The 19,751-nt window shown below is 61.9% G+C and carries 16 protein-coding genes; 7 read left to right on the top strand and 9 right to left on the bottom strand.

The genetic code is table 11. The annotated features are described in order from the left end of the window. Positions 1-89: 89 nt before the first annotated feature. From CO656_RS01245 to CO656_RS01235, 3 genes are read left to right on the top strand one after another with little or no spacing between them, the layout of a single operon-like run. Positions 90-521, top strand: coding sequence for a hypothetical protein (locus CO656_RS01245; protein ID WP_037416804.1), 432 nt, complete (start codon positions 90-92; stop codon positions 519-521). A gap of 57 nt (positions 522-578) precedes the next feature. Next, entirely contained in the window at positions 579-728 is a 150-nt protein-coding gene (locus CO656_RS01240) for a DUF5989 family protein (protein WP_082912469.1), read from the top strand. A gap of 9 nt (positions 729-737) precedes the next feature. Next, positions 738-2,570 carry a carbamoyltransferase gene (locus CO656_RS01235; protein ID WP_097524517.1) on the top strand — a complete coding sequence of 611 codons (1,833 nt, stop codon included), beginning with the start codon at positions 738-740 and terminating at the stop codon, positions 2,568-2,570. Between the two features lie 7 nt (positions 2,571-2,577). Here the strand turns inward: CO656_RS01235 and CO656_RS01230 are convergent, their stop codons facing one another. After that, on the bottom strand, positions 2,578-3,069 hold the full coding sequence (locus CO656_RS01230; RefSeq protein WP_097524516.1) for a hypothetical protein: 492 nt from the start codon (positions 3,067-3,069) through the stop codon (positions 2,578-2,580). 675 nt (positions 3,070-3,744) lie between these two features. Here CO656_RS01230 and CO656_RS01225 point away from each other — a divergent pair. The 4 genes from CO656_RS01225 (at position 3,745) to CO656_RS01210 (ending at position 9,754) form a co-directional block, all read left to right on the top strand. Then, complete coding sequence (locus CO656_RS01225) at positions 3,745-5,856, top strand: nucleoside-diphosphate sugar epimerase/dehydratase (protein WP_234819619.1); 2,112 nt, start codon at positions 3,745-3,747, stop codon at positions 5,854-5,856. A gap of 25 nt (positions 5,857-5,881) precedes the next feature. Then, positions 5,882-7,105, top strand: coding sequence for a glycosyltransferase family 4 protein (locus CO656_RS01220; RefSeq protein ID WP_097524514.1), 1,224 nt, complete (start codon positions 5,882-5,884; stop codon positions 7,103-7,105). 174 nt (positions 7,106-7,279) lie between these two features. Continuing rightward, positions 7,280-8,377 carry a glycosyltransferase gene (locus CO656_RS01215; protein WP_097524513.1) on the top strand — a complete coding sequence of 366 codons (1,098 nt, stop codon included), beginning with the start codon at positions 7,280-7,282 and terminating at the stop codon, positions 8,375-8,377. Between the two features lie 213 nt (positions 8,378-8,590). Next, entirely contained in the window at positions 8,591-9,754 is a 1,164-nt protein-coding gene (locus CO656_RS01210) for a calcium-binding protein (RefSeq protein ID WP_097524512.1), read from the top strand. Positions 9,755-9,850: 96 nt separating this feature from the next. On the opposite strand, the gene CO656_RS01205 is transcribed toward CO656_RS01210, so the two are convergent. The 8 genes from CO656_RS01205 to CO656_RS01170 form a co-directional block, all read right to left on the bottom strand. Continuing rightward, positions 9,851-10,783: an NAD(P)-dependent oxidoreductase gene (locus CO656_RS01205; RefSeq protein ID WP_097524511.1), complete on the bottom strand. Its 933-nt coding sequence runs from the start codon at positions 10,781-10,783 to the stop codon at positions 9,851-9,853. Between the two features lie 15 nt (positions 10,784-10,798). Continuing rightward, positions 10,799-11,791: an ATP-grasp domain-containing protein gene (locus CO656_RS01200; RefSeq protein WP_037416780.1), complete on the bottom strand. Its 993-nt coding sequence runs from the start codon at positions 11,789-11,791 to the stop codon at positions 10,799-10,801. After that, the gene (locus CO656_RS01195; protein WP_234819618.1) at positions 11,788-12,513 is read right to left on the bottom strand and encodes a PHP domain-containing protein; all 726 of its coding nucleotides are present in this window, start codon (positions 12,511-12,513) and stop codon (positions 11,788-11,790) included. Before CO656_RS01195 ends, CO656_RS01200 begins: the two co-directional genes overlap by 4 nt. Positions 12,514-12,564: 51 nt before the next feature. Continuing rightward, positions 12,565-14,526: an asparagine synthase (glutamine-hydrolyzing) gene (asnB, locus tag CO656_RS01190; protein ID WP_097524510.1), complete on the bottom strand. Its 1,962-nt coding sequence runs from the start codon at positions 14,524-14,526 to the stop codon at positions 12,565-12,567. Between the two features lie 41 nt (positions 14,527-14,567). Further along, positions 14,568-15,371 carry a 3'(2'),5'-bisphosphate nucleotidase CysQ gene (gene cysQ, locus CO656_RS01185; protein ID WP_097524509.1) on the bottom strand — a complete coding sequence of 268 codons (804 nt, stop codon included), beginning with the start codon at positions 15,369-15,371 and terminating at the stop codon, positions 14,568-14,570. Further along, the gene (cysN, locus tag CO656_RS01180; protein WP_097524508.1) at positions 15,368-17,269 is read right to left on the bottom strand and encodes a sulfate adenylyltransferase subunit CysN; all 1,902 of its coding nucleotides are present in this window, start codon (positions 17,267-17,269) and stop codon (positions 15,368-15,370) included. Before cysN ends, cysQ begins: the two co-directional genes overlap by 4 nt. Beyond that, positions 17,269-18,168 (bottom strand): sulfate adenylyltransferase subunit CysD, encoded by a 900-nt coding sequence (gene cysD, locus CO656_RS01175; protein ID WP_037416765.1) that lies wholly within the window; start codon positions 18,166-18,168, stop codon positions 17,269-17,271. The genes cysN and cysD overlap by 1 nt, the downstream gene beginning before the upstream one ends. Before the next feature lie 196 nt (positions 18,169-18,364). Continuing rightward, entirely contained in the window at positions 18,365-19,594 is a 1,230-nt protein-coding gene (locus tag CO656_RS01170) for an ROK family transcriptional regulator (protein ID WP_037416762.1), read from the bottom strand. Between the last annotated feature and the right edge of the window lie 157 nt (positions 19,595-19,751).

Raw genomic sequence — 19,751 nt, 5'->3', positions numbered from 1 at the left:
GCGTCCTATATTATTCCTCAATGCAGGCGATTGCATTTCGAGCAGTATCCTATTTTAGAGATTAGCACTGGCCGCTGAGGGCGTTCCCGATGAACCAGGCGCACGAGTCTTTTTCCGAGCATGCCTTGGAGGGGCCGTCGAACCGCAGCTTCGGCTACACGGTCGGTGGCATCCTCCTCGCTTTTGTTCTCGCGCGGTGGTTTATCAGCGGCGGGCTCACTCCGATCACTACGGGGCTTGCGGCCATCGGCTGTGTTCTCGTCCTGTTGGCGTTTGCCTCTCCCGACTGGCTCGCCTTGCCGAACCGGCTGTGGATGAAACTCGGCCTGTTGCTGTTCAAAATCGTCAATCCCGTGGTGATGCTTCTGATCTATGCGGTAGCCTTCGTTCCGATCGGGGTCTTCTTGAGGCTGCGCGGCTACGATCCGCTCGTCGCCGCGTTCGACAAAGGTGCGCACACGTACTGGAATGAGCGGCAACCGCATGAACCGGACCCGACGACGATGCGCAATCAGTTCTGACGCAGGCGGTTGTAAAGCGACAAGAGCGTTGTCGGTTGATGAGTGGAGGAAATGGATATGGAACTGATCCGTGAACTCTGGGCCTATATGGGCGTCCGCAAGAAGTTCTGGCTCCTACCTATCTTCATCATACTCGGAGTGTTTGGCGGATTGGTTGTGCTGACGCAGGGTACCGCGGTGGCGCCGTTCATCTACACCCTGTTCTGAGCCGACGCCATGCGCATTCTCGGTATCTCGGCATTCTACCACGACAGCGCGGCTGCGATGATCGAGGATGGTCTGATCGTCGCTGCCGCGCAGGAGGAGCGGTTCACGCGCAAGAAGCACGACGCCGGATTTCCGGCAAATGCGGTGGCCTATTGCCTGGCTGCGGCCGAATGCGACATGGCGGACGTCGATCACGTCGTCTTCTACGACAAGCCATTCCTGAAATTCGAGCGGTTGCTGGAAACCTATCTTGCCACTAGTCCGCGCGGTTTCCGTTCCTTCAGGATGGCGATGCCGCTGTGGATCAAGGAAAAGCTGTTTCAGAAGAACCTGTTGCGCAGGCAATTGGGGAAGCTTTCCGGATCAAAGGAATGGTCAGGTTCGCTCCTGTTCACGGAGCATCATCTGGCGCATGCGGCAAGCGCCTTCTTTCCGTCGCCCTTCAAGAGCGCCGCGGTGCTGACGATGGATGGAGTTGGCGAGTGGTGCACCACGTCGCTCGGCCATGGCCGGGACAAGGATCTCGAGATACTGAAGGAGATACGCTTTCCGCACTCCCTCGGGCTGCTCTATTCCGCCTTTACCTACTACACCGGATTCAAGGTCAATTCCGGAGAATATAAGGTGATGGGCTTGGCACCCTATGGCCGTCCGCTATTCGCGCAGAAAATACTCGATAACCTGATCGACCTGAGGGAGGACGGCTCGTTTCGGCTCGACCAGCGCTATTTCGACTACTGCACCGGTCTCACCATGACATCCTCCGCCTTTCATCGTCTGTTCGGCGCCGAGCCGCGAAAGCCGGAGTCGCCGCTGACCCAGCGCGAGATGGATCTCGCCGCTTCGATACAGGCCGTCACCGAGGAAGTCGTTCTGAAACTTGCGGGTTATGCCCGGCGGGAAACCGGCGAGCGTCACCTATGTCTTGCCGGCGGGGTTGCCTTGAATTGCGTCGCAAACGGCAAGCTTCTTCGAAAGCGGATCTTCGACGACATCTGGATCCAGCCGGCGGCCGGCGATGCGGGCGGCGCGGTGGGTGCGGCGCTGGCCGCATGGCACGGCTATCTCGGACACGGCCGCACTCCCGACGGGCGGGACCGCATGGCCGGCGCCTATCTCGGTCCCGCCTTCGACCAACGCGACATAGAGAAGCGTCTGACGGCCGTGGGCGCCGTCTATACCGTCCTCGACGACGACCAGGTGATCGCGCGCACCGTCGACTCTTTGGTCGACGAGAAGGCGGTGGGATGGATGCAGGGACGGATGGAATTCGGACCGCGGGCGCTCGGTGCAAGGTCGATCCTGGGTGATCCGCGCTCTCCGACGATGCAAAAGACCCTCAACCTCAAGGTCAAATACCGCGAAAGCTTCCGTCCCTTTGCCCCTTCTGTCCGCCGCGAGGACGTGGCGGAGTGGTTCGACATCGATGCCGACAGTCCTTACATGCTGCTCGTCGCCGATGTGCTCGGCGGGCGGCGATTGCCCCTCGCTCCCGACGAGGCTGCATTGTTCGGCATAGACCGCCTCAACGTTCCACGATCTAATATCCCGGCGGTGACGCATGTCGATTATTCCGCCCGGGTGCAGACGGTGCATCAGGATACCAATCCACGGTACTGGGAACTGCTGAGCGCATTCAAGGAGCGGACAGGCTGCCCTGTCCTCGTCAATACCAGCTTCAATGTCCGCGGCGAGCCGATCGTCTGCACCCCGGAGGACGCATTCCACTGCTTCATGGGTACCGAGATCGAATGTCTCGTCGTCGGCAACTGCTTTCTGCGGAAGGAGGATCAGCCGTCGCACCTGCGGCAGGACTACAAGGAGCATTTCGAACTCGACTAGAATCGGTTCAGATGGCGATCTTGGTCGGATGCCTGCTCGACGTGTGCGACGCACCCCAGCGGATGTAATGGATGGCCGGGATCGGCATGAGAAGATGGGGCCTAGCGCTCTTTGGCGCCCGGACGTCTCTTTCGGACTGGAGCGTGCGACTTTCCAGTCTCGGAATGGCGGCGGTGACGGACCGGATGAGGCTCGGAGCGATGCCGTAGTGCGCCGTCAGTCGACGGAAAATGCCGGTCGCAGCATAAATCTCGTCGGCGCCTCGGACAGCCTCGCAAACGCGTGCCTTGTCGTTGAGGCTGACATAAAGCACGCCAGGGATCGACAAAGGCAGCGTCGTCACGATCGGGTCCAGAACCAGATTGATCGCTTGGGGGGTGACGCCATTCAGAACATAGACCACAACACCGGCCTGGCTTGCCCAGTACCCGGCCACGATAAGTTCAGCAGGCAGCCGCCCGCGAGACTCCACAATCTCGATAACGCTTCGTGCTTGCATGTTTCCGCCCACCTCGGTGAAAAAAGAGGGGCTGACGCCATGACCATTATGGCAATGCGCCGGATGGCGCCTGATCGATTACACTTTCATCGAAAGCTTATGTCTAAACCTCAAGTACGGCGTAGAAGACTAACTTCTTCATCCGGGTTACGCCATATGCCTTTAGATATACTCTTGCCGAGCGTCACATTTTTCTCGTGAGATACGGATCGGCCACGACCGATCGCCGCAGGTGGCGAATTCATCTCCCGGGGACCTCGATTTCCTGACCCGCCCTGGTGGCGTTTGCATGCCAGGGCGCCTGACCGCCCAGCAGCCGGTAAACTTTTGTGAAAAACTATAAGCCTGCGATTTATAAGCATTTACAACTACTGAATTACGTGTTTCTTATTATAGACCATTTGATCGCGATCTAGCCCACCGCGATGAGTAACCTTTTGTCGAAGTAGATTTATCAAGCCTTTCGAGCTGGTCGACAACAAGACTTACGGACGCACCGTTCTCTACCCCACCATTAAGCCTTCTTGAGGGAGGTGCGGTTCTCGTTCGGCGGCACGGCAGGCTTGCAGAAATTAGGAAGGGCCGGTCATGCAGCGTTTTTACGACGCCGCGAAGGCAGTGCGCGATAGTTTCCTAATGTTGCCGAAAGGCGGAACAGCAAGAGCATCGGCCAAAATGTTGCTACCGGTATTCGGGGCGGCCCTCGATATCGGCTACCGGCGTCTGCGAGGGGCCGTTTTCAGCATTCAGAAATATCCGGCCTTGTATCTTGCCGACCTTGGCTCCGCAGGCGTGGCGCTGGCCGTGGCGCTGTTGCTGCGTTACGGCTTTGCCGAGCTCAGTATGAGGCCCGAAACCGCCTCCGTCCTGTTGTGGTCCGGTGCCCAGTATCTCGCGATTTGCGCGATCATTTTTCCGTTGTCCGGGCTTTACAGCCGAAACTGGAAATATGGCTCGATCTCCGATCTCCTGATCATTCTTCGCGCAGTCCTCGCGACGTCTCTATTGCTGATTTCGCTCCTGTTCTTTTCGACAAGGCTGATCGACATGCCGCGATCCGTCGTGCCGATGCAGTCGCTGCTCCTGATCGCCTTCCTTGCCGCCGCCCGGCTGAGCTTTCGCGCCGACGAAATCCCGCTGGCGCGACCGGTTTTCAAGAATGGGCGCGACAAGGGAGTGGGCGACGATCACCAGGTGCCGCTGCTGCTCGTCGGAGCGGGCGACGCCGCCGAGCTTTACCTGCGAGCACTCGCGCGCGATCCAAACGCTACTCATGTGCCGGTGGCCTGCCTTGACAAGAACGCAGACCAGCTGGGGATGAGCCTGCGCGGGGTGCCGATCGCGGGTCGGATCGAGGATTTCGAGCAGGTCGTAGCAGAACTGCAGCAAGCCAGCAGGCGGCCGCGCCATGTCGTCTTCACGGAAGCGCCGGCAAACTTCGGCGAAGCCGCGTCGGACGAGCTGCTGCGGTCGGCCGAAAGGCTTGGCATTGCCGTGTCGCGCCTATCGCAGCCAACCGAGTTCAAGCACGCCAAGGGAGACAATCCTTATGAACTGCGGTCGGTAGAACTCACCGATCTGCTGGAGCGCCCGCAAGCGGCACTCGACCGCGAGGCGATCGCCCGGCTTGTCCGGGGTCGGCGCGTGCTGATCACCGGGGCCGGCGGATCGATCGGCAGCGAGCTGACCGCACAGGTCGCTGCCTGCGAGCCGGCGGAGATCGTGCTGGTCGACAATTCGGAATACAATCTCTACTCGATCGACATGACGCTCGCCGAGACCCTCCCGAACGTATCTTCGTGGAGTTACCTTTGCAGCGTCCGGCGCAGCCAGCGTGTCGAGGAAATTTTCGAGCGGCATCGCCCGGAGCTGGTCTTCCATGCTGCGGCCCTCAAGCATGTGCCCATGGTGCAGATGAATCCGCGCGAGGGCATCCTCACGAACGTCATCGGCACGATGAACGTCGCCAATGCGGCAAAGAAATACGGCACGCTTGCCATGGTCCAGGTATCGACCGACAAGGTTGTGAACTCTACAAGCATGATGGGTGCGACGAAGCGGCTTGCGGAGCTTTATTGCCAAGCACTCGACCTGCAGGGGCTCGAAACCGGCAAGGGCCCGCGGTTCATGACCGTCCGCTTCGGCAACGTGCTGGGATCGAGCGGATCGCTAATCCCGCTCTTCAAGCGCCAGCTCGCTAGAGGCGGCCCGCTGACCGTGACCGATCCATGCATGACGCGCTTCTTCATGACGATCCGCGAGGCCGTGGAGCTGACCTTGCAGGCATCGGCCTATGGCTTTGAGAAACAGCTCGGACAGGGTGAGATTTTCGTCCTCGACATGGGCGAGCCGGTGAAGGTCATCGACATCGCGCGCCGCATGATCCGGCTGGCCGGCTTCAGCCCAGACCAGGATATCGAGATCAAGATCATCGGCTGCCGCCCAGGCGAAAAGCTCTACGAGGAGCTTTTCGACGAGACCGACAAGCGCATAACCTCTCCGGTGCCGGGCGTTCTCGGTGCGGTTCCGGAGCCCATTCCCTTACCGACGCTGCGGGACGCGTTCGCTCGCCTGCAGCGACATGCGGAGCGGGGCAACGATCCGGCCGTCGTGGCAGTCATGCGCGAACTGCTTCCGCGCTACGAGCATGAGGCCGCCATGACGAAGCCCCCCGCCGTGAACAAGAAGCGCGGCCGGCTCCAGCCGACAAGGCGCAGCAAGCCTGAGAGTCCACGCCGGCAGATCTATCAAAAGAGCGCCCGCGGGGGACTGCGATTGCCGGATTAGGTGAGAGCGCGCGGGGAGGTCAGCCTTGAGTTCCGCTGAACATGTTGCCCGCATGCAGACCGAGGAGATCGCCCGCGCAGCGAGCCCCTCCGGTGTCGCACAGCCTTCGACGCGCAGACGCGTGATCGCCGTCGTCGCAAGCCTGACGGCGTCTCTCACGATTTTTCGGCTGGAGTTGCTGAAGCGCTTGGTCGGCGCCGGCCACGAAGTCATAGCCTTCGCTCCCGAGCAGGACCCGCGGGTCGCGCAGGCGCTCGCTGAAATCGGCGTTCGCTTCGTCCGCATTCCGATGGTGCGGACCGGTCTCAATCCGCTGCAGGACATCCGCACCTTTTGGTCGCTGCGGCGACACTTCAAGCGGCTGAAGCCCGACATGGTCCTTCCCTATACAATGAAGCCGATCATCTATGCCGGGATCGCCGCCCGGACGCTCGGGATCAGGGAACGGTGCTTCCTCGTCACGGGCCTTGGCCACATCTTTTCCGAAACCGGCGGTCGCTCCTTCAAGGCGCTCGCCATCCGCCACCTGTGCGTCCGGCTGTATCGCCTGGCGTTCAGGGGCGCGAGGGTGGTTTTCGTCTATAACGACGCGGATGCAGAGGACATTCGCCGCTACCATATGCTGCCGGATGCCTTGACCCCCACGATGGTTCCCGGATCCGGGGTGGACCTGGAGCATTTTGCCTTTGCGCGAAGGGCTCGCGGCGGGCCTGTCTTCCTGATGATCGCACGGCTCCTGCGCGACAAGGGAGTGGTGGAATATGTCGAGGCCGCGAGGATCGTGCGGCGCACTTTCCCCGATGCCCGGTTTCAACTGCTCGGTCACTTCGACAGCAACCCGACGGCAATCTCGCGCCAGGAGATCAAGGCTTGGGTCGGTGAAGGAATATTGGAGTATCTTGGCACGACCGACGACGTGCGCCCCTACTTGGCGGCATGCAGTGTCTTCGTCCTTCCCTCCTACTATCGCGAAGGCATTCCGCGGAGCATCCTCGAGGCGCTGGCGGTCGGCAGGCCGGTGATCACGACGGATCTGCCGGGCTGCCGCGATACGGTGCAGCCGGGCGTGAACGGCATGACGGTGAAACCGCTCGACGTCGCCGCGCTTGCAGATGCGATGGCGGCGTTAGCGCGCGATCCAGATCTCGCCGAAAGAATGGGCATGCGCTCGCGGGAACTCGCGGAAAGCAGATTTGACGTGCACATGGTCAACCGAATTCTCTTTGCCGGCATGGGTCTGACTGATTGACGGACGTTCATGGCAGAGCGGTTCGTTCCTCCTATCGATGCATGGGCAGTGCCGAACTTGCAGCTCCGCGTCTTCAGACGCGCAAAGGTCGCTGTAGCACCTTGAATTACTGCATGTCTTTGTCCTTAAATCGACCTCGATTTAAGGACAAAGACATGCAGTAGGGCGGCCTCGATGATAATGCATGTCATCACCAACTTCACCGCCAGCGCAGGTGCCGAGACCATGCTCGCACGCCTGCTTCAGGGTTCCGCCGATGAGCGCATCGTCGTCGTTTCGCTGATCGGTGTCTCGGATCGGAACCGCAATCTCGCCGACAATCCGAGAGTTGCCTACGTATCGCTGGCCGCCTCCTCCCTCACCGCGCTTCCAGGTGCGATCGTCCGGCTCGCCCGGCTTATTCGCAAGGAGCGTCCCGATGTAATCCTGTGCTGGATGTACCATGCGATGGTCGTCGGCACGATCGCTGCCCAGATGTGTCGGTCCGGAGCGGCGGTTTACTGGAACATTCGCCAGTCCTTGGACGACCCCGCCTCCCTTACGCGCAGCTCGCGCCTGGCAATTGCCGGTGCGAAGCTTCTGTCGAGCCGGCCGGCCGGCATCATCTACAACAGCGCGCGCGCCCTCCAGTTGCATCGGGCCTACGGCTACGCAAACCGGAACGCCGTCGTCATTCCGAACGGCTTCGACTTGCCGCGCATCGATTCCCCCGAGGCGAAGACCGCACGCCGGATCGGCATCGTCGGTCGGTTCCACCCGCAGAAGGATCACGGCACCTTCTTCAAAGCCGTGGCTGCCGTCCGCAAGACGCACCCACAGGCGCTCTTTTCCGCCGCCGGCAACGGGCTTTCCCGCGACAACCGCGCTGTGGTCGACTTGATGGCGGAGGCGGGTCTGCCCGAGGACGCGGTCGACCTCATGGGCGAGATCTCCGACATGCCTTCCTACTACCGCAGCATCGACGCCTTGGTGCTGTCGTCGAGGACCGAGGGTTTCCCGAACGTGATTGCAGAGGCAATGAGCTACGCGAAGCCGATCGTCACGACGGACGTCGGCGATGCCGCCACAGTTGCCGGAAATGCGGGCATCGCCGTACCGGCCCGCGACCCGGAGGCTCTTGCCGAGGCGATCCGCGAAATCCTCGATTTTTCCCCTACCGAATATGCCCGCTATGCCTACAACGCCCGAGAGCGTGTGGAAAAAGCGTATGCAATCGCCGCGATCAGGACAAAATACGCAAGTTTTCTAACGCCTTACATTCCGCATCTATGAAGTTATTCCTGATATCCGTTTCATTCCGTCAGAAGAGTGAGCATTTTCAAGGCCAGCGCTTTCAGATTCAGTTGTGAAAGCCATTGAATATTTCTAGAATAGGTAGTATAAGCCTTCGTCTCCATTCAATTGTACGTATTGAATTAGGCCCAAATCCACTTTTGCGCCCTATTCTGAAATTATCCGCCCTCCTGCAACTGCTAGGAGATCATGATGATTTTTAAGGGAACCAACCTTACCGACACGATTCTCGGCACCCTCAATGGCGACGAGCTTTGGGGCTATGCCGGCGACGATTACCTCGATGGCCGCGAAGGCAATGACAGGTTTTTCGGTGGACTCGGTAACGACCACATCAAGGCGGGCGTCGGTGACGACTATGCCGAAGGCGGCGACGGCAACGACAGCATCGAGGGTGGGCTTGGGGCCGATACGCTGATCGGTGGTTTGGGAAACGATATCTTCGAAGGCGGTGACGGCAACGACATCATCGACGGTGGCGACGGGCATGATCACATCCTGGGCGACAGCGGAAACGACAAAATCTACGGTGGAGCAGGCGAAGAATATATCGACGCAGGCTCCGGCGATGACATCATCTATGCCGGATCGGGAAATGACGGCTTCAACAATCGCATAGACCCGGCAACCGGCAAGCTGACGCAACAGGCCGTGTCGGGTGGCGCGGGCAACGATACGATCTATGGCGAAGAGGGCAACGACGCCCTGAAGGGGCAGTCGGGGCACGACCGTGTCTATGGCGGCATCGGCGACGACATCGTCGACGGCGGCGACGGCAACAATTATCTCGACGGCGGCGACGGCAATGACGTGCTCGACTCCGAAACCGGCATCGATGAAGCCCACGGCGGCATCGGCAACGACAGGATCTCGGTCGGCGACGGCAACGACATCGCCTTCGGGGATGACGGCGACGACATCCTGACCGGCGAAGGAGGCGCGGACTCGCTCAGGGGCGGCAACGGCATCGACCTCATCTATGCCGGTGACGGCAATGATACCCTGCGCGGTGATGCCGGGAAGGACACCCTCATTGGGGAAGCGGGCAGCGATATCCTCTGGGGCGGTGCCGACTCCGACCGTTTCGTCTTCAAGGCGACCGCTGCCCTCAGCGCTCAGGACACGATCATGGATTTCCAGGATGGCGTGGACTTCCTGGTCATCGAGAAGCTCGGGGTCACGCAGTATTCGAGCTCCGGCGCCAACGGCACCGTCTATGCCTACAACACCACGGATGGCGACGTGTTGCTCAAGGGTCTCAACTCCGCGGGCCACGCCTTCTCGATCGTCGTGGACGATCCAACCAGCAGTCTCTCCGCCTCCAACTTTTCGAGGAGCGACTTCATCTTTGCCTGACCCCGCGCACGCGTAGCAGCGTGGGTTGGGAAGGGGCCGGACATCGGCGCCTTCCCCTGCAAAGCATTGGCGGCCGTAACATTGTCAGCGCTGGCCTCAGGCGTCGTCGAACTCCGCAAATCCGGTCTCCGCCTTCCAGGCTTCAATGCCCTCGCGAAAGGAACGAGGCTGGTAGTCGAGATGCTTCGCAGCCTTGGCGACTTCGAGCGCCCTGAACCCGCGAGCGGCTGTATTGGTGCCCGCGGCCTCGACCCCAATGAGAATCCGGTCTGCCCCGACGACGTCGGCAACCGCCTGCGCGGCTTCCAGAGACGCGCAGGAGCAACCGCTGCCGGCATTGAAAACCCCGTCCGCGCTCTTCTCCACCGCCCGCAGCGCCAGCGTCACGACGTCGTCGACATAGACGAGGTCGACGCTGTATTGCCCGCCGTCCGCTATGATCAAGGGACGCCCGCGCGCGAGCGTCCGCAGAAAGGCAGGCACCATCCCCGTGGCGTGCATGCCCGGGCCATAGACCGACGCGAGACGGAGGACCGTCACCGGCATCGCATTTGCCTTGCCGAAAGCCATCAGGCAAATCTCGGCAGAGAGCTTGCTCGCCAGATAATAGCTGGCCCGATGGACGGGAAATGTGGCGCTCGTTTCCGATGCGGGACCGGGATCCGGCGCATAGACCTGCGCGGATCCGAAGAAAACCAGCCGCCTCAAACCCTGGGAAGCGGCTTCCATCGCGACCTGCAGGGCGCCGATGGTATTGATCTTGAAACAGCTCGCGGCCTGGCCGGCGTCGCTGAGATCGGCTGGAATGTAGGCGGCAAGATGAAGCAGGGCATCGGCTTGCCCTATCGAAGGCAGGGGGTTGCCGATCGACCATTTCTCGAGCCGCAAGCGAAAACCACTGCGCGCGGCGACCCGCTCGGGATCGCGCACAAGCGCCGTCACGGCGTAGCCTTGTGCAAGTGCACGCTCAATGACTCTTGCCCCGATGAACCCGGTAGCGCCAGTTACCGCCAGGTGCTTTGTGCTCACGGCCGATCTCTTTCCTCAGACTTGTTCTTCCAGACGAGTGGAAGCCGTGACCAGGTCGCTGGGTCTGACCACAGTCTCCGACCAGTGGCGCAATATGGTTACCGGCGTGATCTCCGGCTGAACGATCGGCTCTCCAAAGAGCAGATGCCGGATGCACAGCTCGACTTCATTGAAGCCCGCATGGATCCTCACCGCGGTGGTGCCCGAAAACCGCGCATTGATCTCGAAAATCCTGGGAACGCCGTCGTCGAGGCGGAACTGGAAATTTGCAGGCCCGTCGGCGCCGAGGGCGTCTGCCGCCTGGGCCATTGCCGCGTTGAGGGCCGGAAACGGCTCCGCAAAGGCGCGGTAGGTATTGCCGTCGCGCAGATCCCGGCGCATGACGATCGTCGCGCGGCATTTGCCGTCGAAGGTGAGTGTGCCGGAGGTGTATTCGGTCGCATCAGAGCCGACATATTTCTGTATCACGATGTCGGGCTGCTCGGCGATTGCGCGCGTTAGCTGGTCCCGATCGCGGACGATGCCGAAGCCGATCGACCTGGCGCCGATCCTCGGTTTGACGACAAGCGGAAAGCCGCACTCTTCGATCAACGTCTCCTCGTCGCCTGGCAGGCAGGAGGGAACGAAGCCCAGTCCGCGTTGCCGGAGGAACTCGGAGGTAAGCCACTTGTCATTGGCGATGGAGACGACATTTGGCGAACTGATGATCACCTGGGTTGCGTAGGTGCTCTCGATAGCTTCCCGGTTCGCTGCAAGGATCGGCAATTCCACATCAGTTCCGGGAATAAGGATGTCGGGCCGCTCCGCTCGCAGCAGGTCGCCCAGCTTGTCCAGATATTCCGGGTCCTTCGCCATCGGAACGAGATAGGCGGCATCGCCCCAGTAGAGGCCGGCCGAGAGCGGGCTCGGATCCCCGACGATTACGGTCGCTCGAAGCGTGGAGCGCCGCAAAGCGCGAATGATCCCCTGCCCGAGGAGGGCGCCCGCCCCCGTGATGAAGACCTTCATGCCAGCCCTACCCCCAGTTCACGAAGCCTGTCCCGGCAACGGCCCAGCTCGCTCAGCTTGTGCGCATCGGAACCGATTGAAACAAACGGATTGATCTCGTCGCACAGCGCCAAGAACGCGGGGATATCGACCAGGTACGAGGAGTTGATCTCGATGGCGATCCCCCGCTCGAGCGTCGCTGTCATCAGCATGCGAAAGTAATTCTCCGGAAACCGGCCGTAGCGCCTCAGGCTCATCCCACCCGGGTGTCCGAGCACGTCGATCGGCGCGCTCGCAATCATGCCCATCGACAGACGGAATTCGATTTCGGCCGTCTCCTCGAACGACATTTGCTTGAAATCGAGGTAGCCGCCCTGCCCGTCCGGCAAGCGGTGGACGACGCCAAGAACAATATCGCAGGCGTCTAGCACGGATCGCGACACATCCAGCCGTCCATCGTCGTCGATGGCTTTCGTCTCGCAGCCGACATAGACGCGCAAATCGCCGAAGCCGTCCGCAGCGGAAAGAATCTCGGCCCTGAAGTCGGGAAACCAGGACGTGTCTTCCCGGACATGTTCCGTGAAAGCGAGTTCGGCGAGGCCGCGTTCCTTGGCCGTTTGCAGCACCTCAAGCACCGTCGCCTGCCCGTCTGTCCAATTGGTATGGACCTGGAACTCCACATTCAATTGCGCGCGACCAAGATCCCGAAAACGGGAGAACACAGGCTTGCCGCTATCCGTCATTCGTTGCGGTTCCATGTTTGCGTTACGCCCTTGCTCTGCCTTCTGTCTCGGTCAATCGGAACGGACCCAACGGTCGTGCCACAGGTTGAACATCAGCACCGCCCACAATTGCGGCCCCCAGTCGCGGCGGCCGGCGAGATGTTCCTTCCAGCGACTGACGATCGGCTCGGCCCGGAAGATTCCATCGCGCTGCAGGCGAGACGGCGACAGCATCTCTTCCGCCCAGGCGCGCAGCGGTCCGCGCAACCAAGCATTGATGGGGACGCCGAATCCGCGTTTTGGAAGACTTATGAACTGTTCCGGCAGCCTCCGGGACAGGAGCTTGCGCAGCGCGGGCTTGCCCGGCGCTTCGGCGAAGCACAACGTTCTTGGTGCACGCCAGGCCAGTTCGACGAAGCGGTAATCGAGCAACGGGGCCCGCATCTCCAGGCCCACCGCCATCGAAGCCCGGTCCATCTTCACGAGGATGTCGTCGGGCAGATAGTCGACCATGTCGCTGTACATCATTCTGTCGACGGCGCCGAGGCAGGCCGGTATCCGCTTCGAGGTCATCGTGGTCGGAGGCTCCGCTCCGCCGAATACGACCTCGTCCGGATGTGACCAGATCGAGCGAAAGTCCAGGTAGCGGGCGTCCGGGTCCTCGATCTCCAGGAGCTCGGCAAGTCTTCTCAGCCGATTGCCGGTCACTTCGTCCTGAAGCGAGGACGGGTGCGCATGGCGAGCGGCCGCGGCGGCAACCTCCAGCGCCCAATGGGGTGCATGCCTTGCCGCCTGCAGGGCAACGGCAGGCGTTTTCCTCGCCAGCCGGTCGAAGGCGAGCATTTGCCGATAGCGTTTGTAGCCACCGAAGAACTCGTCGCCGCCGTCGCCCGAAAGTGCCACCGTTACGGTTCGTCGCGCCAGTTTCGATACAAGCAGCGTCGGAATCTGTGAAGGATCGGCGAAGGGCTCGTCATACACCTCCGGCAACTCGGTGACGACGCCCAATGCCGTGTCGGGTTCTGCCGTGATCTCCGTATGATCGGTGCCGAGCTGTCTGGCGATGCCTGACGCCAGGTCCGCCTCGTTATACTGCTCCTCCAGAAAGCGCACGGTGTAGGTTTTTACACGCGAGGTCGAAACTTCCTGCATGACGGCCGACACCAAGGAAGAATCGACCCCGCTGGAAAGGAGAGCCCCCACCGGCACGTCGGAGACCAGCCGCTCACTCACCGCCCGTTTCAGCTCCGCGTCGAGCGCGTCCAAGGCTTCGTCCGGGCATTCGATCCGCTGCGCATGGCCCCGTTCCGCCGCCTCGAAAGCATCCCAATAGCTCCTGGCTCCGCTAAGGGCGGCGGCCGCCGACGCCGGCGGCGTGTCGACCGAGAGGCTCAGCCAGGAGCCATGCGGAAGCTTGACGATGCCGCGGTAGATCGAATAGGGCGTTGGCACATAGCCGTATCGCAAGAACAGCGTGGCCGCCTGCGGATCTAGATCGGCGGCGCGGAAGGACGGATGCGCCCTGATGCTTTTCAGCTCGGAGCCGAAGGCAAGGCCACCCTTGGATATGCCGATATAGAGAGGCTTCTTTCCTATCCGGTCGCGAGCGAAGATGATCTGTCGCGTGGCGCTGTCGTAAAGTGCAAAGGCGAACATGCCATTGCAGCGCTGCAATGCACCTTCCAGGCCGTAGGTCTCGATCGCCTCCAGGAGCACCTCGGTATCGGAGTGGCCGCGGAAGCGAGCGCCCTGCTCCTCCAATGCGGCTCTCAGGTCAAGGAAGCCGTATATCTCGCCGTTGAAGACGATCGAGTAGCGGCCGCTGCTCGAATGCATCGGCTGGGCACCAGTCGGGGAGAGGTCAATAATGGACAAGCGGCGGTGTCCGAGCCCTACACGGCCCTCGCGATCGAGCCATGTACCCGAAGCATCCGGCCCGCGGTGGGCGAGGGCGTTCGTCATGCGCGTCAATATCTGCGCCGCTTCCTCCCGACTGTGCTGCGCATAGTCTATCAGGCCGGCAATTCCACACATGAGAAATTCCTCCTGCCCGTGCCTGCGTACAGCTGGCGGTACTAAGGAGCCGTCAACACCGAAGACGTATCCGCCCAGGCGACGAAATGCGGATTTGCGAAGTCGCTGTCGTCCGTCTGCTTCATCTTGCCGTAAGAGAGGCGCGAGCCGTCGAGCCGGACCACCGATCCGCCGGCGGCGTTGAGCACCGCGTTGCCTGCCGCCGTGTCCCATTCCATCGTCCGGCCGAAACGCGGATAGACATCCGCCCTGCCTTCAGCGAGCAGGCAGAATTTCAGCGACGAGCCGACCGAGGTCAGATCCGTGACGCCGTGGCCGGCGAGAAAGGCCTCGGTCTCCGAACTGTTGTGCGAACGGCTGGCAACGGCGGTCAGGGCCGGACCTCTCGCCCGCACCCGTATCGCCTGCCGTTCTCCCACCCGGCCGGAGCCGAAGACGAGCTTCTCCGCCCGCCCCTCGTCGGCGACATAGGCGCAACGCAGCGCCGGCGCATAGACGATGCCGGCAACCGGGACGCAGCCTTGGATCAGGGCGATATTGACGGTGAAATCGTCGCGCCGGTTGATGAATTCCTTCGTCCCGTCGAGCGGGTCGACCAGGAAGAACGTGCCGCAACTGATGTCGGGGACGCAGCCCGAAGCGACGGCCTCCTCGGCGACGATCGGGATATGCGGGAAGGCGGCCGCCAGCCGGGCGAGAATGATCGCTTCGGCCCGCTCGTCCGCCTCGGTCACCGGCGAGCGATCATCCTTGTAGCAGACCGTCGGTCCCGCTTCGTAGATGGGGAGGATCGACGCGCCGGCCTCGAGCGCGATGCGCTCGAGGAGTTCGCAAAGGAGCGTCATTGGTCCTCCCTATGTCTGTCGAGGAATGCCTCGATCTTCAGCGCAAGGGCGACCGGGTCCTCTTCGACTGTCTTCAGATGCAGTTCCGGGTTCTCCGGCGCCTCGTAGGGCGAGGAGACGCCGGTGAAATTGGCTATCTTGCCGGCGAGCGCCTTCTGATAAAGCCCCTTCGGGTCGCGCCGCGCGCATTCCTCGAGCGGCGTGTCGACGAAGATTTCGATGAACTCGCCCTCCTCCATCAGTTCGCGGGCCATCCGGCGCTCGCCGCGAAACGGCGAGATGAAGGACACGAGCACGATCAGCCCGGCATCGGCCATCAGCTTGGCGACCTCGGCGACGCGGCGGATGTTCTCGACGCGGTCGGCTTCGGTGAAGCCGAGGTCGCGATTGAGGCCGTGGCGCACATTGTCGCCGTCGAGCATGTAGGTGTGCTTGCCGCGGGCATGCAGCAGCCGGTCGAGCGCATTAGCGATCGTCGACTTGCCGGAGCCGGAAAGTCCTGTGAACCACAGGACGGCGGGGCGCTGGCTCTTCATGGCCGCACGCGCCCCTTTGTTGACGTCGGTCGCCTGCCAATGCACGTTGTCGGCGCGCCGGAGCGGGAAATCGATCATGCCGGCGCCGACCGTTGCATTGCTGGCCCGGTCGACGAAGATGAAATTGCCGGTCGCCCTGTTATCCTTGTAGGCGTCGAAGGCAATCGGCGCCTGCGTCGAGATGTTGCAGACCCCCACCTCGTTCATCTGCAGGGATTTCGCAGCCTCGCGGCCAAAGCTGTTGATATTGACCTGGTGCTTCAGCGCCGTGACCGTGGCGCCGACGCTGTCCGTCTCCGTTCTCAGGATATAGCTGCGCCCGGGAAGCAAGGGATTGGCGTCGAACCAGATCACATGCGCCTGGAACTGGTCGGCGACGAAGGGCCTCGAGGCGGGGGCGACCAGCATGTCGCCGCGCGAGGCGTCGACGTCGTCGGCAAGGACGAGCGTCACCGGCTCGCCCTCAACCGCGGTCGCCAGATTGCCGTCGAAGGTGACGATCGCCTTGACCGTCGAGCGCTGTCCGGATTTTGCGACGACCAGCGGATCGCCGGCCGAGATCCGGCCGGAAGCGATCTGCCCGGCATAGCCGCGGAAATCGGCGTTGGGACGCGTGACCAGCTGCACCGGGAGACGGAAGGGCCGCTCCGCCTCGGGCGGATCGAGCGGCACTGTCTCCAGATAGTCGAGAAGCGGCGGCCCCTCGTACCACGGCATGTTCTGCGATGGCGAGATAACGTTGTCGCCGAACCGCGCCGAGATCGGGATCGGCTGAATGCTGACAAAGCCGAGCGTCTTCGCGAAAGCTTCGTAGTCGCGGGCGATTTCGTCGAACACCGACTGGCGGAATTCGACGAGATCGATCTTGTTGACCGCCAGCACGACATGGCGGATGCCGAGCAGCGAGGCGATATAGGAATGGCGGCGAGTCTGCTGGAGAATACCCTGCCGGCTGTCGATGAGGATGACGGCGAGGTCCGCCGTCGAAGCACCGGTTACCATGTTGCGCGTGTATTCCTCGTGGCCGGGCGTGTCGGCGACGATGAATTTGCGCTTCGCCGTGGCGAAATAGCGGTAGGCGACGTCGATGGTAATGCCCTGTTCGCGCTCCGCCTCGAGCCCGTCGAGCAGCAAAGCCAGATCGACTTCTTGGCCATTGGCTCCGCCCGAAGAACCGACCCGGCCGAGATACGCCAATTGGTCCTCGAAGACCAGCTTCGCGTCGACGAGCAGCCGGCCGATCAGCGTCGACTTGCCGTCGTCGACAGAGCCGCAGGTGATGAAGCGCAGCACCGCCTTGCCGTCGTGGTCGGCGAGATGCACCGCCAGGTCGTGCGGCGGCACGGATTGAAGATACGACATCAGAAATACCCCTCGCGCTTCTTCTTTTCCATGGCGCCGGCCTCGTCTGTGTCGATCAGCCGACTCAGCCGTTCGGAGGTGCGCACCGTCAGCATTTCGCGCAATATGTCGGGAACCGTGGCAGCCTCGGAGTCGATCGCCCCGGTCAGTGGATAACAGCCAAGCGTACGGAAGCGGACCATCCGATCCACGACCTCTTCGCCAGGTTCGAGCGGCATGCGGCCGTCGTCGACCATGATCAGCGTGCCGCCGCGGCTCACCACCGGCCGGCGCGCCGCGAAATAGAGCGGCACGATCGGGATAGTTTCCTGAAGGATGTATTGCCAGATATCGAACTCGGTCCAGTTGGAGAGCGGAAACACACGCATCGTCTCGCCGGCGCCGACGCGGGTGTTGTAGGTCTTCCACATCTCGGGCCGCTGGCGCTTCGGGTCCCAGCCGTGCTGGGCGTTGCGGATCGAGAACATGCGCTCCTTGGCCCGCGACTTCTCCTCGTCCCGCCGCGCTCCCGCCAAAGCCACGTCGAAGCCGTATTTCTCGAGGGCCTGCCGGAGCGCCATCGTCTTCATGACGTGGGTGTGCAGGTTGGACCCATGCGTAAACGGATTGATACCCTGCTCGACGCCGTCCTGGTTAACATGGACGAGAAGCTTGAAGCCGCGTTCCTGCGCCATCCGGTCGCGAAACTCGATCATCTCCCGGAACTTCCACGTCGTGTCCACATGCAGGAAGGGAAAGGGCGGCTTTGCCGGAAAGAACGCCTTCATCGCCAGATGCAGGAGAACGGACGAGTCCTTACCGATCGAGTAAAGGACGACGGGGTTCGAAAACGTCGCGACCACTTCTCGAAGGACATGAATGGCTTCGGCTTCAAGTCTCCGAAGGTTGGCAAGAGACATGCCGCAACCCCTCTGACTTTTGAAAAAGAGACTTTTCTCTAAGCATTTATCGAATGCGTCACCCAGAAAACATTCGGGTGTTTATCGGCAATCGTATGGCGGCAGAAATCGCTGCACCGAAAGGCGGCATTTAACCGCCATATTGCTAATATTTCAAGTAACAAAGGTTACTTTGCGTGGAGATGCACGCAAATGGTCACGGAGACCGGGGCGCGCGAGTCTTCAAGATGGCGGAGAAACTCGGGTCGAAGGTCCGGCTGATCGGCTCGGCCGCTGCGCCGATTGCGACCGCCCAGGGGTCGGTAAGCCCAAGCTGCAGGCGCGGCGCGCTGCGCGCACGCCGCTCGGCGATCGACGGCAGCAGAGGGTGGATGGAATCGATGAGCCGGCGCGCGAGGCCGGGCGGCATGCCGCCGCAGAGCACGATCGTCTGGGGATCGAATGTCGTCTCGAGGATCTGGACGGCGCCTCTCAACTCATAAGCCGCGTCGGCGATCCAATCGGCAACTCTGCCGTCCGAGACAGCGGCCATATCGTCGAGATGCCGGTAAAGGGCGGGGTCGGCCGGGTCGAGAGCGAGGATCTTGCAGAGCGAGGCGATCGACGCGCGGTGCTCAAGCGGCGCCCGCTGATCTTCCGTCCCTCCCCGCGGTCGGCTGAGGATCATGCCGATCTCGCCGGCATTGCCATTGGCGCCGCGATAAAGCTCTCCGTCGAGAATCAGGCCGGCGCCGAGACCGTAGCCGAGATAGATGCAGATCGCCTGTTCGAAGCCATGGGCGGCGCCGACCATCTTCTCCGCCGTCGCCGCCGCGGCCGCATCGTTCTGCAGCCGGACGTCGAGTCCGGTCCCGTTCGCCAGGGTTTCAGAAAGTGGAAAGCGTTGCCAGCGGGCCATCATCCAGGGATCGTCCGGATCGGCATCGATGCCGAAAGGACCCGGCATGGCGACGCCGAGCCCGACAAGGCGATCCCGCGACTGCGGCGCCACCCTGGCCAGTTCCCGTTGTGTGCTGTCGATAAGCGAGAGGATGGTCTCCGTCCCCCGCTCCGGCCCGCCAGCGGGCAAGTTCGCCTCGCCCCGGGCAAGCACCGTGCCGACGAGGTCGACCGCAATGGTGCGCGTCACATGCCGGTCGATTTGCAGGCCGATGGCGAAAGCACCCTCCGGCACCAGCCGATAGGGGGTCGAAGGCTGCCCGCGGCCTCTGCGCACTGCGGCAAGCGAGGCGACCAGCCCGTCGCGCTCTAGTTCCTCGATGATGTTCGACACGGCCTGCTTGGTGAGCGCCGTCGCCCGCGCCAGATCGGCGCGCGACAATTGTCCGTTGAGGCGCAGCGCGTCGATCATCACACGGCGATTATGGGCACTCGCGCCCTCCTGATTGGTGCCGCTCTTGGCCCGGATCGGGCGCATCTCGTTCATCCATAAATCCCGCTTGACTCATCTAGAATATTGAACAAGAAATAAGTCAAGACAATTGACTTAATAGAGGGCACAAGAACCTCGGGGAACGACGACAGCGGCGAGACAGGGCCGCGAACGCTTCGATCGATTTGTCGACGGCCGTCGCGGCGAGCGA

It is taken from the genome of Sinorhizobium sp. FG01 (assembly GCF_002531875.1).
GTDB lineage: Bacteria > Pseudomonadota > Alphaproteobacteria > Rhizobiales > Rhizobiaceae > Sinorhizobium > Sinorhizobium fredii_C.
Note: the sequence above shows the minus strand (reverse complement) of the source record. Positions and strands in the feature narration are given on the sequence as shown.